This window comes from Sphingorhabdus sp. 109 (assembly GCF_902506555.1).
Taxonomy (GTDB): Bacteria; Pseudomonadota; Alphaproteobacteria; order Sphingomonadales; family Sphingomonadaceae; genus Parasphingorhabdus.
The window spans coordinates 2931160-2947421 of the sequence record NZ_LR732707.1 but is presented as its reverse complement, the minus strand read 5'-3'; the positions used below and the strand labels follow the sequence as shown (position 1 = coordinate 2947421).

Sequence of the window (16262 nt, the reverse complement as noted above, 5' to 3'; positions counted from 1 at the left end):
GGAAACCAGAGCACGAGTGGAAGATGGACATGGATCTCGACGGACAATTGATTTGCATATTTGGCGGCGGCGGATTTCTCGGCCGCTATGTGGCGCAGGCGCTGCTGGAGCGTGGTGCGCGGCTGCGCGTGGCCGAGCGCAATGTCAAAAATGCGGTGCACATCAAGCCGCTCGGCAATCTCGGCCAGACGCAGCTGATCAGCGCCGACGTCACCAAGCCGGACAGCGTCGCCCGCGCGGTGCACGGCTGCGACGGGGTGGTCAATCTGGTCGGCATATTGAACGGCAATTTCGAGGCGGTCCATGTCGCGGGCGCGCGCAATGTTGCCGAAGCCGCAGCCCGCGCAGGATGCCGGACGCTGCTGCACCTGTCGGCCATCGGCGCCGACACTCAATCACCTTCGCGCTATGGCAAAAGCAAAGGCGACGGCGAACAGGCCGTGTTGAAAGCCTTTCCCGAGGCGATCATTTTCCGGCCGTCCATTATCTTCGGACGGGAAGACCAGTTCATCAACCGCTTTGCTGCGATGATCCAGATGCTGCCCGTCGTGCCGGTTATCGGGAGTAATACAAAATTCCAGCCCATCTTCGCCGGCGATGTTGCTGACGCGGCAGCCGAGGCGATCAGCCATCCGGAAGCTTTTGCCGGCGAGACGTTCGAGCTGGGCGGACCGGAAGTGGTCAGCATGGGCGATCTCAACCGCCGGATCGCCAGAATGACCGGACGCGAGCGGACCTTTGTCGACGTGCCCGATGCCGCTGCGAAAATATTGGCCATGCTGCCCGCCTCGCCGATCACCACCGACCAGTACAAGATGCTGCAGAAAGACAATGTCGTAGCGGAAGGCGCCAACGGGCTCGACCGTTTCGGCGTGGCACCGACGCCGATTGCAGCGTTAGCCAATGGCTGGATGGAAAAATATACCGCGCACGGCCGCTTCGGCGCCCGCGCCAAGGCCAGCTAGCTATTGTAAGAAAAGGGCGGACCTAGAATAGCGCCAGCAGCGCGATGCCCATCGCCACCCGGTAGACGACAAAGACCATCATCGAGGCCTTGCGCAGAAAGCGCATCAGGAAGGTCATCGTCGCCAGCGCCGCCAGAAAGGTCAGCGCGCCGGTGATCAGCGCTTCCTTGAGCAATTCGGTGCTCGCTCCCATCAGGTCAGGAATGATCAGCACGCCGGCACCGGCCACCGCCGGTATCGACAGCAGAAAGGAAAAGCGCGCCGCTTCGACCCGGGTATAGCCGAGAAAGCGGGCCGCCGTCATGGTCACCCCGGAACGGCTGGTGCCCGGTACCAGCGCCAGAGCCTGGGCCAGACCGACGATGATGCCGTCCTTCAGCGTCAACTGCTCGAACGATTTGACCTGCCGCCCGAAACGATCGGCGATGCCCAGCAGCACGCCGTAAACGATCAGATTGACCGCAACCAGCGTGGTGCTGCGGAACCCGTCCAGATAGCCGCCGGTCTTCAGAAACAGGCCGACTATGACGGCGGGTATGGTGCCGAGGATGATCCACCAGAACAATCGCTTCTCCGCCGGCGCCTGGCCGATGCCGATGGTGGCGAGACCGCCCTTGCCGAGCGACCAGACATCCTTGAAGAAATAAGTGATGATCGCGAGCAGCGAGCCGACGTGTACGGCGATGTCGATCATCGGCCCCTGATCGGCATAGCCGGTGAAGACCGGCAGCAGGATCAAATGGCCGGAGGAAGATATCGGAAGAAATTCGGTAACGCCCTGCACGATCGCGAGAAGCAGCATTTGAATGAAGGTCATGGACAGCCTGTATTTTTATTTTCCGTTCAATAGCTCTTCAATATCTGCTTGTCGTGAGGAAAATATAGGTCCGTATTGATACCATTTATCGAAAAAGACATATTTTTCTTTATCGGCGCGAACGGTTTAATCATAATATAAGACAGAATGTCTGTCCTTTATTGCAATTTGCGCGTGACTCCCGCCGTTTTTTTAGCTAGTTCAGCCGCAACATCCCGGCGAGCGGGCTGTTGCGACACTCAAAATTTACGGGAAACGGGTATCTGGCATGGCAAAAGCCCCGCAGAAACTGGAAATGCTGAAATTCGTCGAGGAGGGCCAGGCCTATCCCGAGAAACGCAACGCCGATCTGCGCGCGGAAGATTTCCGGGAAATTGCCGACCGCTACGCACCCGAGAAGGCGGCGGAACAGGCCGCCCGATGCTCGCAATGCGGCGTGCCTTACTGTTCGGTCCACTGCCCGTTGCACAATCATATTCCCGACTGGCTCCGCCTGACCGCGGAAGGCCGGCTGCGCGAAGCCTATGAAATGTCCAACCTGACCTCGACCATGCCGGAAATCTGTGGCCGCATCTGTCCGCAGGACCGCCTGTGCGAGGGCAATTGCGTGATCGAGTTTTCCGGTCATGGCGCCGTTACCATCGGCTCGGTGGAAAAATATATCACCGACACGGCCTGGGAAGAAGGCTGGGTCGAGCCGCTACAACCCGGTCGGCCAACGGGCCAGTCGGTCGGCATCATCGGCGCCGGACCGGCCGGCCTGACCGCGGCGGAATATCTGCGCGTCGCCGGCTATGATGTGCATGTCTATGACCGGCACGACCGCGCCGGTGGGCTGCTGACCTACGGCATACCCGGCTTCAAGCTGGAAAAGCATGTGATCATGCGGCGGGTGCAGCGACTGAAAGACGGTGGCATTCATATCCACGAAAATTTCGAAGTTGGCCGCGATGCCACGCTGGAAGAATTGCGCGAGAAACATGACGCGATCCTGATCGCGACCGGCGTCTACAAGGCGCGCGAAATCCAGATGCCGGGCGTCGGCGCGCCGGGCGTCGAGGAAGCGCTCGATTTCCTGATCGCCTCCAACCGCAAGAGCTTTGGCGATGATGTGCCCGATTTCGATAATGGGCGGTTCAACGCGCAGGGCAAGAATGTTGTTGTCATCGGTGGCGGTGACACGGCGATGGACTGCGTTCGCACCTCGATCCGGCAGGGCGCGACATCGGTCAAATGTCTCTACCGCCGCGACCGTGCCAACATGCCAGGTTCGCAGAACGAAGTGCGCAATGCCGAGGAAGAGGGCGTCGAATTTGTCTGGCTGTCAGCACCGAAGGCGGTCGAGGGCACCGATCATGTGACCGCGGTCCGGGCGAACCGCATGCGGCTCGGCGCGCCCGATGCCAGCGGCCGTCGCTCGCCTGAAGTAGAACCGGACAGCGACTTTACGGTCGAGGCCGATCTGGTGATCAAGGCTCTGGGCTTTGACGCGGAAGAATTGCCGACCCTGTTTGACTGCCCGGACCTGTCGGTTACCCGCTGGGGCACTTTGCGGGTCGATCACAAATCAATGATGACCAATCTCGAAGGCGTTTTCGCCGCGGGCGACATCGTCCGCGGCGCCAGCCTGGTTGTTTGGGGTATCAGGGACGGTCGCGATGTGACCGAACATATGCATCGGTACCTGAAAGCGAAAAAACTGGCTGAAAAGGAGGCAGCATGATGACACGCCCGCTCCTTGTCGGTCTGGCCTTGATCCTGTCTGCGCCCGCCCATGGCCAAAGCCCGGACCAGCAGTTTCCGACAGACAATTCCACTACCGAAGCCGCCGTGGAGGCGAGTTACCGGCTGCTCGACAGCACGGGATATGATGAACAGCTCAAGGCAACAATAGGCCCGATGAGCCTTATGGTCTTCGACGAAATGCTCTTGCAAAGCATGAAAAGAGAAGGGGTCGAACTGGACGATGAGCTGAAGCAGAAACTGCGCGCTGCATTTGCCGAAGAGATGGATCAGCTCGTGGAAGAGTTTACCCGGGATAGCAGGATCGAAGCCGGCCTTGTCTATGCCCGCTATTTTTCGGCGAGCGAACTTGACCGACTGACCGAAATATATCGTGATCCTGTGATGCGGAAATCGCTGACCATCGGACCAGAACTGCAAACGGAACTGATGACGATTGGTATGGACAATATGCGCAAGTACCAGCCAGGTATCGAACACCGCATGAAGGCGGTCATGGAACAATATCTGTCCGACCTTCTTGCTACGGAGACATCTTGACATGCTAGGAATGTTCAAAGCCGCCGCTGCCGGCGCAGCCATCATTATCGCCAGCCCGCTGCTGGCACAGGACGAATCCCCGGCTCCACAGCCAACCGGTCAAGAGCTTCCGGTCGACCCTGCCCGTCTCACCGCTGCCAAGGTCACGGTCGACTATCTTTTTCCGCTCGGCACCTACGAGCGGATGATGAAGGGCACGATGGACCAGATGATGGACAGCATCATAAGCCAGAGCTTTGACCAGCCGATGGCAGAGACCATGAAAGGCATGGGCGTTGACGATCCGGAGCTTGATGATCTGGGTGATGCGTCGATCAATGACATGATGCTGGAAAGAGACCCGCATTTTCGGGAGCGGATGCAGATATCGACCCGGGTCATGACCAATGAGATGGTCGACCTGATGACCAGCATGGAGCCGGCGCTCCGCGAAACACTTGCCAGTATCTACGCCCGGAAATTCACGGCAGACCAACTTGGCGAGATGAATGCCTTTTTCGCCACCGAAACCGGTAGCGCCTTCGCGCGCGATTATATGATGGTCTTTGTCGATCCGGAAATGATGCAATCGATGATGAGCTTTGTGCCGGAGATGATGCAGGCCATGCCCGCGATCATGAAAAAGGTCGAGGAAGCGACCGCCCATCTCCCTCCGGTCGGGGCCGTGTCCTCGGCAAGCCCGGAGGTTGAAGACGAATGACCCACCAATATCCCACTTCCGAACATGAACGGCTCGCCCGCGATGGCATGTACCGGCCGGAATTCGAGAGCGACGCCTGCGGTGTCGGACTGGTTGCGGCGACCGACGGCAAGCCGTCGCGGCGGGTTGTCTCCTCGGCGATTGATGCGCTGAAAGCGGTCTGGCACCGGGGCGCGGTCGATGCCGATGGCAAGACCGGCGACGGGGCCGGCCTGCACGTCGATCTGCCCGAGCGGTTTTTTGATGACGCGATTGCCGACAGCGGCCACAAGGTCCGCCCCAACCGGCTCGCCGTGGGGATGATCTTCCTGCCGCGCACCGACCTCAATGCCCAGGAAATGTGCCGCACCATTGTCGAGGCGGAAATCATCGAATCCGGCTATACGATCTACGGCTGGCGCCAGGTGCCGGTGGATGTTTCGGTGATCGGCCAGAAAGCCCAGAACACCCGCCCCGAGATCGAGCAGATCATGATCGCCGGCCCGATGCCGGACCGGCAGGACGCGCGTGAGTTCGAGAAGAATCTCTATCTCATCCGCCGCCGGATCGAGAAGAAGGTGATCGCGGCGCAGATTCAGGATTTCTACATCTGCAGCCTGTCCTGCCGCTCGATCATCTACAAGGGGCTGTTCCTCGCCGAATCGCTGTCGGTCTTCTATCCCGACCTGACCGACGAACGGTTCGAAAGCCGGGTGGCGATTTTCCATCAGCGTTATTCCACCAATACATTCCCGCAATGGTGGCTGGCCCAGCCGTTCCGCTGTCTCGCCCATAATGGCGAGATCAATACTATCCGCGGCAACAAGAACTGGATGAAGAGCCACGAGATCAAGATGGCGAGCCTCGCCTTTGGTGATCACAGCGAGGATATCAAGCCGGTGATCCCGGCGGGTTCTTCCGACACTGCCGCTCTCGACGCGGTGTTCGAGACCATCTGCCGCTCCGGCCGCGATGCACCGACCGCGAAGATCATGCTGGTCCCCGAAGCCTGGCAGAACAACCCGGATATCGATCCCGCCCATCAGGCGATGTACGAATATATGGCGAGCGTCATGGAGCCGTGGGACGGACCGGCGGCGCTGGCGATGACCGACGGCCACTGGGCCGTTGCCGGGGTCGACCGCAACGCTCTGCGTCCGCTGCGCTATTCGGTCACCGCCGACAATCTGCTGATCATCGGCTCGGAATCCGGCATGGTCGTGGTTCCGGAAAGCCAGGTCATCGAAAAAGGCCGTCTTGGCCCGGGCCAGATGATCGCCGTCGATCTCGACGAAGGCGCCCTGTTCAAGGACCGCGAGCTCAAGGACCGGATCGCGGCGGAAGAGCCCTATGCCGATCTGGTCAAGGGATTCCTGACCGTCGACGATCTGCCGCCCGCTCCGGAAAATTCCGGCATGGGCTATTCCAGGGAAGAACTGATCCGCCGCCAGACCGCGGCCGGCCATACGCTGGAGGACATGGAAATGATCCTCGCGCCGATGGTCGAGGACGCCAAGGAAGCAATCGGTTCGATGGGCGATGATACGCCGCTCGCGGTGATCAGCGTCAAGCCGCGCCAGATCAGCCATTTCTTCAAGCAGAATTTCTCACAGGTCACCAACCCGCCGATCGACAGCCTGCGCGAACGCCATGTGATGAGCCTGCGCACGCGCTTTTCCAACCTCGCCAATATTCTCGAACAGGACAGCCAGAACGAGGACGTGATGGTGCTGGAAAGTCCGGTACTCAGCTGCGCCCTGTGGGAGCGGCTGAAGCTCGGCTTTGGCGACGCGGTGGCGCAGATCGACTGCACCATGAGCACCAGCGGCGGGGCGATCGAGCTGCGCGATGCGCTCGCCCGGATCCGCTCCGAGGCGGAACAGGCGGTGCGCGCCGGCAAGACCGAGATTTTCCTGACCGACGAGGATATTGACGAGGACCGGATGGCCATTTCGATGGTGATCGCGACCGCGGCGGTGCACACGCATCTGGTCCGCAAGGGTCTGCGCTCCTATGCCTCGGTCAACGTCCGCGCGGCCGAATGTCTCGACACCCATTGCTACGCGGTGCTGATCGGTGTCGGCGCAACCACCGTGAACGCCTATATGGCAGAAGCGGCTATTACCGACCGCCACGCCCGCGGCCTGTTTGCTGAGCTGACGCTGGACGAGTGCCTCGCGCGGCACAAGCAAGCGGTCGACGACGGCCTGCTAAAGATTATGTCGAAAATGGGCATCGCGGTCATCTCCAGCTATCGCGGCGGCTATAATTTCGAAGCCGTGGGCCTGTCCCGCGCATTGTGCAACGATCTCTTCCCCGGCATGCCGACCAAGATTTCCGGCGAAGGCTATGCTTCCCTGTTCATCAATGCGCAGGACAAGCATGAAGCGGCCTTCGAGCCGGCGGTCGTGCGCCTGCCGGTTGGCGGCTTCTACAAGCAGCGCGATGGCGGCGAAGCCCATGCCTATAGCGCACATATGATGCATCTGCTGCAGACCGCCGTCGCCCAGGACAGCTATTCTTCCTATCTCCAATTTTCGCAGGCGGTGCGCGAAATGGAGCCGATCTATCTGCGCGATCTGATGGAGTTCAACTATGCGCCGGAACCCGTCCCGATCGACGAGGTCGAGGCGATCACCGAAGTCCGCAAGCGGTTCAACACGCCGGGCATGAGCCTCGGCGCGCTCAGCCCGGAAGCGCACGAGACGCTGGCCATCGCAATGAACCGGATCGGCGCGAAATCCGTCTCCGGTGAAGGCGGCGAGGAAATGCGCCGCTACACGCCGTTTGAAAATGGCGACAATGCTTCCAGCCCGATCAAGCAGGTCGCCTCCGGCCGCTTCGGCGTGACCTCCGAATATCTCGGTGCCTGCGAGGAAATCGAGATCAAGGTCGCGCAGGGCGCCAAGCCCGGCGAAGGTGGCCAGCTGCCCGGCTTCAAGGTCACCGAATTTATCGCCAAGCTGCGCCATTCGACGCCCGGCGTCACCCTGATCTCGCCGCCGCCGCATCACGATATCTACTCGATCGAGGATCTCGCCCAGCTGATCTACGACCTCAAGCAGATCAATCCGCGCGCGCAGGTCTGCGTCAAGCTGGTCTCCTCGGCCGGTATCGGCACGATTGCTGCCGGCGTGGCCAAGGCCCATGCCGATGTCATCCTGATCTCCGGCAATACCGGCGGCACCGGCGCGTCGCCGCAAACCTCGATCAAATTCGCCGGCACGCCGTGGGAAATGGGCCTGACCGAAGCCAATCAGGTGCTCACCCTCAACGGCCTGCGCCACCGGGTGAAGCTCCGCACCGATGGCGGGCTGAAGACCGGCCGCGATATCGTCATCGCCGCGATCCTCGGCGCCGAGGAATTCGGCATCGGCACGCTCAGCCTGGTCGCGATGGGCTGCATCATGGTCCGCCAGTGCCACAGCAACACATGCCCGGTCGGCGTCTGCGTGCAGGATGAAAAGCTGCGCCAGAAATTCACCGGCACGCCGGAAAAGGTGATCAATCTGATGACCTATATGGCCGAGGAAGTGCGCGAGATCCTGGCGCGCCTCGGCTATCGGTCGCTGAACGAGATTATCGGCCGCACCGAACTCTTGCGTCAGGTCAGCCGTGGCGCGGAGCATCTTGACGATCTCGACCTCAACCCGATCCTCGCCAAGGTCGACGCGCGCGACGACCAGCGCAGCTTCAACATCGACACGCCGCGCAACGAAGTCCCGGACAGTCTCGACGCGGAAATGATCGACGACGCGAAGCCGGTGTTCGAGCGGCGCGAGAAAATGCAGCTCACCTATACGGTGCGCAACACCCATCGCGCGGTCGGCACGCGCTTCTCCGCCGAGATTACCGCAAAATATGGCATGCGCAGCCTCAACGAGGATCATGTCCATATCCGCCTGCGCGGATCCGCCGGCCAGTCGCTCGGTGCCTTCCTCTGTCAGGGGATCACGCTGGAAGTGTTCGGCGATTCCAATGACTATGTCGGCAAGGGCCTGTGCGGCGGCAAGATCGTCGTCCGCCCGATGGTGAGCTCGCCGCTGTTGAGCCAGGACAATACGATCATCGGCAACACCGTGCTCTACGGCGCCACCGCCGGGCAACTCTACGCCGCCGGCCAAGCGGGCGAACGGTTCGCCGTGCGCAATAGTGGCGCGGACGTGGTTGTCGAGGGCTGCGGCGCCAATGGCTGCGAATATATGACCGGCGGCAACGCTGTCATCCTGGGCCCGGTCGGCAGCAATTTCGGCGCCGGCATGACCGGCGGCATGGCCTTCGTTCTCGATATCCAAGACGATTTCGAAAAGCAGGCCAATGGCGAGAGCATCATCTGGCAACGACTCGACAGCAGCTATTGGGAAGCGCATCTGCGGTCGCTGATCGAGCGGCATCAGCAGACCACCGACAGCAACTGGTCGGAAGCGATATTGCGCGACTGGGACCGCTGGCGGGATCGCTTCTGGCAGGTCTGCCCGAAGGAAATGGTCAGCCGGATCGCGCATCCGCTCTCGGATGGTGAAGCCATTGAGGCAGCCGAGTGAGTTGATCCGGCGGGAAACCGTCTCGCCATTTGCCCGCCTGACTAGCCTGCACCAAGGTTACAATTATTTACCAGGCAATTTTCGTTGCACCAGCAGAGTTCGGACCGGTACGACCGATCCTGACATTTTCGATATTATCGAATGAGGGAAGGCCCGAAAGGCGCGATCTCCGCGCAGATTGCGGTACTTGTTTCGCAAGTGCAGGCCATGATCGGGACAATGAATCGTCTGATGGAACAGACTGAATAACCATGCGTAGCTTTCACTGCAGGACATTGTGGGAAACCTGCATCAAAGCTCTTCCCCAAAACTCTATTCGGGCCTAACACCAATATCATGTGGCAGTTGTACCAATTCCCTCTTTGTCCGTTTTCGCGCAAAGTCCGCTTGCTGCTGGGCGAGAAGTCGGTCGGCTACGAGCTTGTCCGCGAATCACCATGGGAACAGCGCGACGAATTTCTGTCGATGAACCCGACCGGCCGGACCCCGGTGATGAAACATGGAGAGCGCGACATCCATCTGGTCGATAGCGTCGCCATCTGCGAATATATCGAGGAAACGGTCGAGAAGGTCCCGATGATCAACGGCACAGCGGTCAACCGGGCCGAGATCCGGCGTCTGGTCGCCTGGTTCGACGAGCAATTTTACGGCGACGTCACCGCGCCGATGCTGCACGAACGGATGCACAAACGACTGGTCCGGCGCGAGCCGCCCGACGCCAAGGTTCTGCGGGAGGCGATGCGCCGGGCGAATTCGCATCTCGACTATGTCGACTATCTGATCGACCATCGCAGCTGGCTGGCCGGGGCCACGATGAGCCTCGCCGACCTTGCGGCAGCCGCCCAGATTTCGGTTGCGGATTATCTCGGGACGATTGACTGGACCGGTCACGAGCAGACCAAGGCCTGGTACAGCATGTTCAAGTCTCGCCCGTCCTTCCGACCCTTGTTGTCCGAACGGATGGAAGTGATCGCCCCGCCACCGCATTATGAAAAAGTGGATTTTTGACGCGCCACGGAATGCGATAGCGTTCCGCAGCGTCAACCCCGGACTTGATCCAGGGTCTGGTTACGACAACCCTAAAGCGTCTTGATCATCAACACCTTGTCCATGCCCGGCGCAAAGCCGTCTTTTTCCCGGCCGGTTTCGACAAATCCGAATTTTGCGAAAAAGGGCGCGATCCGTGGCGTGGTGGATAGGTCAGCTTCGCTAAAGTCGCCGGACCTGACAATTTCCTGCAGCCGGTGCTCGGTCAGCAGTCGTCCAAGTCCGTCGCCGTGGAGCGCTTGATCGACCATGCCCCAGGTAAAGCGCGCCTGCGCCCGCCCTTCCCTGGCAAAGCCACCGCAACCGACAATCCGCCTGTCCTTTTCGATGCAGAAATACTGCCCTTTCGGCCGGTCGAGAAATTCGACAAACAGGTGACGCTCGGTCGGATCGAAAAAATCCGGGACATTGCTGTCAAACAGGGCAAGGCAGGCGTTCTTGTCGGCAATGGCATAGGGCCGGACTTCGACCATCAGGCTTTGACGACAGTCATCAGATAGTTGAGCGCCAGATTGTCGGACAGCGCGAAACCTTTCGACGGACTGTAGGACAGGCCGCTGGTGTCCACGACCTCGAGGCCGGCGTTGTTGAGCAGCGTCTCCAGCTCTTCCGGCGTGATAAACTGTTCATGATGGTGGGTCCCGCGCGGAATCTGTCCGGTCCGCTCGGCCAACTCGACCAGCAACAGGTTGGAAAGCGCCGTGCGATTGGGAGTCGAGAGGATCATCAGCCCGTCATCGGCCAGCGAGCCGGCCAGACCGTTGACGAAAGCCTGCGGGTCATCGACATGTTCGATCACCTCCAGCGAGGTCACCAGATCGAAATCTGTCCCCGCGAAATCCTCGACAGCCTCGTTGCGATAATCGATATCCAGCCCCTGCGGTGCGGCATGTGCCCGCGCCACAGCAATATTTTCCGCTGCCGCGTCCAGACCGGTCACGCGCGCGCCCAGTCTCGCCAGCGGTTCGCAGAGCAGGCCGGCGCCGCAGCCGACATCCAGCGCTGCCTTGCCGGCAAGCGGTCTCAGCAGGCTGGAGTCGCAATGGAAATGCAGGTCGATGGCGTCACGGATATAGGACAGTCTGACAGGATTCAGCCGGTGCAACATGGCCGAAGTGCCTTTCGGGTCCCACCAGTCTGCGGCCAGCGCCCCGAAATGTGCGGCTTCTTGGGGCTTGATTGTGCTACTTGCCTTTGTCATGCCGCCTCTTTATCAGGCTTTTCAATCCTGTTCAGGCCCTTTTTATCGAAAGTTTTAGCGACAGCAGCATGGCACGCATAGTGATGAAATTCGGCGGCACCTCGATGGCCGGAATTGAACGTATCCGCCGGGTGGCGCAGATCGTCAAACAACAGTCCGACGCCGGTCACGAAGTTGCGGTGGTGGTTTCCGCCATGGCCGGCGACACCGACCGGCTGGTCAATTTCTGCCGCGAGGCCAGCTCGCTTTACGATCCTGCGGAATATGACGTGGTCGTGGCCTCCGGCGAACAAGTGACTTCGGGCCTGCTCGCCATCGCCTTGCAATCCTTGGGCGCCAAGGCACGCAGCTGGCTCGGCTGGCAAATGCCGATCCATACGATCGAAGCGCACAGCAAGGCGCGGATCGATTCAATCGACGCAACGGCGCTGACCACGGCTATGCAGAGCGGTGAAATCGCGATTATCCCCGGCTTCCAGGGCGTTAGCGACAATGGCCGGATCACCACGCTGGGACGCGGCGGATCCGATACCAGCGCGGTTGCCATGGCGGCCGCGGTCAAGGCTGACCGCTGCGACATCTATACCGACGTCGATGGCGTCTATACGTCCGATCCCCGGATCGTGACCCGGGCGCGCAAACTGAAAACCGTGACCTTCGAGGAAATGCTCGAACTGGCGAGCGTCGGGGCAAAGGTCTTGCAGACCCGCTCGGTCGGACTGGCGATGAAGGAAGGCGTGCGCATCCAGGTGCTGTCCTCCTTCACCGACGAAAATACCAACTGGACCGCCGACGACCTGCCCGGAACAATGATTATCAGCGAAGACGAAATGGAGACGGACGATATGGAAGGCCAATTGATTACCGGCATCGCCCACGACAAGAATGAATCCAAGATTACCCTGACCCGTGTCCCCGACAAGCCCGGCGCGGTCGCCAATATCTTCGCGCCGCTCGCCGATGCCGCGATCAATGTCGATATGATCATCCAGAATGTCGGCCGCGAGAAAGGCGAGACCGACGTGACCTTCACCGTCCCCAGCGCCGACCTCGACCAGGCGATGCAGGTGCTGGAAGGCGCCCGCGAGGGCATCGGTTTCAACCGCCTGATCCCCGACAGCAATGTCGCCAAGATTTCGGTCGTCGGCGTTGGCATGAAAAGCCATGCCGGCATTGCCGCCACCATGTTCAAGGCACTGGCCGAACGCGGCGTTAATATCCAGGCGATCACCACCTCGGAAATCAAGGTCAGCGTGCTGATCGAGGAAGATTATACCGAACTGGCGCTACGCGTGTTGCACACGGCTTATGGGCTGGATGCAGAGGATGCGGCCTGAAGCCAAACGGACCAAATCCGGCGCGGCATCGCACGCGGAACCAAAATTTGTGAATAAGGATCTTTTATCTTGAGCGATCTCCAAAGCCTGATGCAGCGCGGCACCGATTTTCTTGGCTGCGACACCGCGATCATGTGCGGGGCGATGTCCTGGGTATCGGAACGCAATCTGGTCAGCGCGATTTCCAACGCCGGCGGCTTTGGCGTGATCGCCTGCGGCGCGATGACCCCGGATCTGCTCGACACCGAGATTGCCGAGACGAAAAAACGCACCGACAAGCCGTTTGGCGTCAATTTGATCACCATGCATCCCGACCTGATGGAGCTGATTGCCATTTGCGGCAAGCATCAGATCAGCCATGTCGTGCTGGCCGGTGGCCTGCCGCCCAAGGGCAGCCTCGAGGCGATCAAGGAGACCGGTGCGAAGGTCATCTGCTTTGCCCCCGCGATGGCGCTGGCCAAGAAATTCGTCCGTTCCGGCGTCGATGCTATCGTTATTGAAGGCATGGAAGCCGGTGGCCATATCGGACCGGTATCAACCTCGGTACTGGCGCAGGAAATATTGCCGGAAATCGCCGATCAGGTGCCGGTCTTCGTTGCCGGCGGCATCGGCACGGGTGACATGATCGCCGCCTATCTCGAAATGGGCGCCAGCGGCGTCCAGCTCGGCACGCGCTTTGTCTGCGCCCATGAATCGATTGCCCATCCGGATTTCAAGAAAGCCTTCATTCGCGGCAACGCCCGCGACGCGATTACCAGCGTCCAGGTCGATCCACGGCTGCCGGTGATCCCGGTCCGCGCGCTGAAAAACAAGGGCACCGAAGAATTTACCCGCAAGCAGATCGAAGTCGCCAAACTGTTGGATTCGGGCGAGATAGAAATGGGCGAAGCGCAGCTACAAATTGAACATTTTTGGGCAGGAGCGCTCCGAAAAGCGGTCATAGATGGCGATATTGAACATGGAAGTGTCATGGCCGGGCAATCTGTCGGCATGGTCAAGACCGAGGAATCCGTGGCCGAAATTATCAAATCTTTGATCGAACAGGCCGAAACCGCCCTGGCCCGCTAGGTCAGAATGGTGCTGCATCACGCATCATCTGTCTTGCTTCGATAACACAGTTCGGCCATATCAGTCCCATGGCCAAACATGCTTCCAATTCTTCCAGTTCCGATCCCGCCACCGCGCCGGACTCCGTTCTGTCGCCCAGATATAATCAAGGTCTGACGCCGCTCCATCCACCGCATGAGAATCTGCTCCGGACCCAGATGATCCTGCGCGCGCTGATCCTGCTGATCCTCGCATCGGTCGCCGAAACGTTGATCTATATGCACCACGAGATGCCGGCGGGATTGGTCCTGGTCCCTGCCGCGGTCATTGCCTTTCTGACGGTCGCTATCCTGCCGCACCGCATCTACCGCCGCTGGGGCTATGACATGGGTGACGCCCAATTGCGGGTGCTCCGCGGCTATCTCTGGCGCACCGACACGATCGTCCCGTTCAACCGGATCCAGCATATCGATGTCGCGCAAGGCCCGTTGCAGCGTTTCTTCGGCCTCTCGACCCTGATCGTGCACACCGCCGGAACGCATAACAGTATCGTCACCTTGCCCGGCCTGGCCACCGCCGATGCCGAGGAAATGCGCGACACGATCAAGGGCCATATCCGCCAAGACATGATATGAACGAGGCCGCAGACACATCACCAGCGCAGGACAGCGCGCCGTTCCGGCACCTGCACCCGCTCAGCATCATATTGAAATCGTTGTCGATGATCGGACGGAATATTGTCGCTGTTGCGGTGCTCCACTTCAGCCTGTTCGACCAGAATATCGCCTATACGATGCTTGCCGCATTGGCACTGGTGGCGCTTGTCACCGGGGTGACCACGCTGATCTGGTCGCGCTTTACCTATCAGGTTACCGAACGCGAAATCCGGATCAAGAGCGGCCTGCTCAATCGCAACAACCGCTCGATTCCCTTTGACCGCATTCAGGATGTCAGCCTCGAACAGAAGCTGCCCCATCGCCTGCTCCGCCTTGCGACGGTCGCGCTGGAAACCGGTTCGGGTGGCGGCGAGGATGGCCAGCTGGAAGCCCTGACACGGTCCGATGCAGAAGAGCTTCGCGACACGATCAGAGATTACAAGGCCGGCCGGAACGTGGACTCGCGACGCTCGATCGAAGAGCATGCCACCGAAGAAGCCCCCCCGCTGTTCGCAATGGACAACCGCCGAATTTTCATCGCGGGACTGTTCAACTTTTCCTTTGTGCTGCTCGCCATTCTGGGTGCCCTCGCGCAAAATCTCGACTTCCTGCTCCCCGGCGACTTTTTCGATCCGCGCAACTGGTTCAATGCTCTGTCCAATCAGAAGATCATCGACGGGCTGAGCTTCTGGATGCGGGTCGCGGGTGTTCTGGGCGCCATTTTCTCGCTGATCATCGTCGGATTTGTCAGCGGGATCATTCGCACATTCATCCGCGAATATGGCTTCCGCCTGGACCGGGTCGACAGCGGGCAAGCCGGTTTCCGGCGGCGGCGCGGTCTTTTCACCCTGACCGACATGGTCATGCCGATCCACCGGGTCCAGGCAGCGATCATCCAGACCGGACCGGTGCGCCAGCGTTATGGCTGGTATCATCTGAAATTCAAGTCGCTCGCCGGTGACGCCAGCGGAGAGACCGACCATAGTGCCGCCCCTTGCGCGACCGGCCCAGAGATCGACACAATTCTGGGCCAGTGCAATATCTCTCCACCAGCAGAGGACGTGGAATTTCATCCGGTCAACCCTGCCCTCTGGTGGCGCCGCGCAATCCTGATCTGCTTTGCTTCCGCCGCCCTTGCCGCCGTGACGGCATCCGCCGTTCATCCGGCTTTTTCTACGCTCCTGCTGCTGGCCATTCCGGTCAGCTTCATCCTGTTTCTCAACTGGCGACAGCATCAATATGCGCTGAGCGACGGCCAGCTCGTCGTCCGGTCCGGATGGTGGCGCCGCAGATTGACGGTGCTACCGCTCAGCAAGATCCAGACGGTTGATGTCGGCCAAACGCCTTGGGATCATCCGCTGGATCTCGCCACAATCATCATCGGTATCGCCGGCGGGTCAGCGATTGCACCGTTGACCATACGGGCTATTGGCCTGGATCGGGCGAGCGATCTCCGCCGCCAGTTGCTCAGCCGAACAGACAGCCGCCCAACAAGCGGTTGAAGGGAAAGGTGAAAAAGCCACCGACCAGCGCCATCCCAGCCGCCGGTCCCCGTGCGGCCGCCACAGCATGACGGGGGTAGGCAGCAGGGCAAGACTGATCGAGACTATATGGGCCCAGACCGACCAGGATATTTGCGCCCATTGGTCCTGTCCTCGCAGGACAGCGGCGATTAAGCCTAGCATC

Annotated in this window: 13 protein-coding genes; 10 read left to right on the top strand and 3 right to left on the bottom strand. The window is 60.2% G+C overall.

The annotated features are described in order from the left end of the window. Nucleotides 1-23: 23 nt before the first annotated feature. Complete coding sequence (locus BOSE62_RS13935) at nucleotides 24-965, top strand: complex I NDUFA9 subunit family protein (RefSeq protein WP_236554045.1); 942 nt, start codon at nucleotides 24-26, stop codon at nucleotides 963-965. A 22-nt stretch (nucleotides 966-987) separates the two neighbouring features. Here BOSE62_RS13935 and BOSE62_RS13930 read toward each other — a convergent pair whose 3' ends face one another. After that, nucleotides 988-1782, bottom strand: coding sequence for an undecaprenyl-diphosphate phosphatase (locus tag BOSE62_RS13930; protein WP_159647199.1), 795 nt, complete (start codon nucleotides 1780-1782; stop codon nucleotides 988-990). A 268-nt stretch (nucleotides 1783-2050) separates the two neighbouring features. Between BOSE62_RS13930 and BOSE62_RS13925 the strand changes: the two genes are divergently transcribed. From BOSE62_RS13925 to BOSE62_RS13905, 5 genes are all read left to right on the top strand, one after another. Continuing rightward, nucleotides 2051-3505: an NAD(P)-dependent oxidoreductase gene (locus BOSE62_RS13925; RefSeq protein WP_159647197.1), complete on the top strand. Its 1455-nt coding sequence runs from the start codon at nucleotides 2051-2053 to the stop codon at nucleotides 3503-3505. Then, a complete protein-coding gene (locus tag BOSE62_RS13920; protein WP_159647195.1) occupies nucleotides 3502-4065 on the top strand; it encodes a DUF2059 domain-containing protein in 564 nt (187 codons plus the stop codon). The genes BOSE62_RS13925 and BOSE62_RS13920 overlap by 4 nt, the downstream gene beginning before the upstream one ends. Nucleotide 4066: 1 nt before the next feature. Beyond that, entirely contained in the window at nucleotides 4067-4765 is a 699-nt protein-coding gene (locus BOSE62_RS13915; protein ID WP_159647193.1) for a DUF2059 domain-containing protein, read from the top strand. Next, nucleotides 4762-9288, top strand: coding sequence for a glutamate synthase large subunit (gene gltB, locus BOSE62_RS13910; RefSeq protein WP_159647191.1), 4527 nt, complete (start codon nucleotides 4762-4764; stop codon nucleotides 9286-9288). The genes BOSE62_RS13915 and gltB overlap by 4 nt, the downstream gene beginning before the upstream one ends. A gap of 336 nt (nucleotides 9289-9624) precedes the next feature. Next, entirely contained in the window at nucleotides 9625-10296 is a 672-nt protein-coding gene (locus BOSE62_RS13905) for a glutathione S-transferase family protein (protein ID WP_159647189.1), read from the top strand. Nucleotides 10297-10367: 71 nt separating this feature from the next. On the opposite strand, the gene BOSE62_RS13900 is transcribed toward BOSE62_RS13905, so the two are convergent. Continuing rightward, entirely contained in the window at nucleotides 10368-10808 is a 441-nt protein-coding gene (locus BOSE62_RS13900) for a GNAT family N-acetyltransferase (protein WP_159647187.1), read from the bottom strand. Then, entirely contained in the window at nucleotides 10808-11536 is a 729-nt protein-coding gene (ubiG, locus tag BOSE62_RS13895; RefSeq protein WP_159647185.1) for a bifunctional 2-polyprenyl-6-hydroxyphenol methylase/3-demethylubiquinol 3-O-methyltransferase UbiG, read from the bottom strand. Before ubiG ends, BOSE62_RS13900 begins: the two co-directional genes overlap by 1 nt. A gap of 68 nt (nucleotides 11537-11604) precedes the next feature. On the opposite strand from ubiG, the gene BOSE62_RS13890 reads away from it, so the two are divergent. From BOSE62_RS13890 to BOSE62_RS13875, 4 genes are all read left to right on the top strand, one after another. Beyond that, nucleotides 11605-12873, top strand: a complete 1269-nt coding sequence (locus BOSE62_RS13890; protein ID WP_100093282.1) for an aspartate kinase — start codon at nucleotides 11605-11607, stop codon at nucleotides 12871-12873. A gap of 90 nt (nucleotides 12874-12963) precedes the next feature. Next, complete coding sequence (locus BOSE62_RS13885) at nucleotides 12964-13941, top strand: NAD(P)H-dependent flavin oxidoreductase (protein ID WP_159648061.1); 978 nt, start codon at nucleotides 12964-12966, stop codon at nucleotides 13939-13941. Between the two features lie 68 nt (nucleotides 13942-14009). After that, on the top strand, nucleotides 14010-14555 hold the full coding sequence (locus BOSE62_RS13880; protein WP_159647183.1) for a PH domain-containing protein: 546 nt from the start codon (nucleotides 14010-14012) through the stop codon (nucleotides 14553-14555). Then, nucleotides 14552-16078: a PH domain-containing protein gene (locus tag BOSE62_RS13875; RefSeq protein WP_159647181.1), complete on the top strand. Its 1527-nt coding sequence runs from the start codon at nucleotides 14552-14554 to the stop codon at nucleotides 16076-16078. Before BOSE62_RS13880 ends, BOSE62_RS13875 begins: the two co-directional genes overlap by 4 nt. Nucleotides 16079-16262 lie beyond the last annotated feature (184 nt).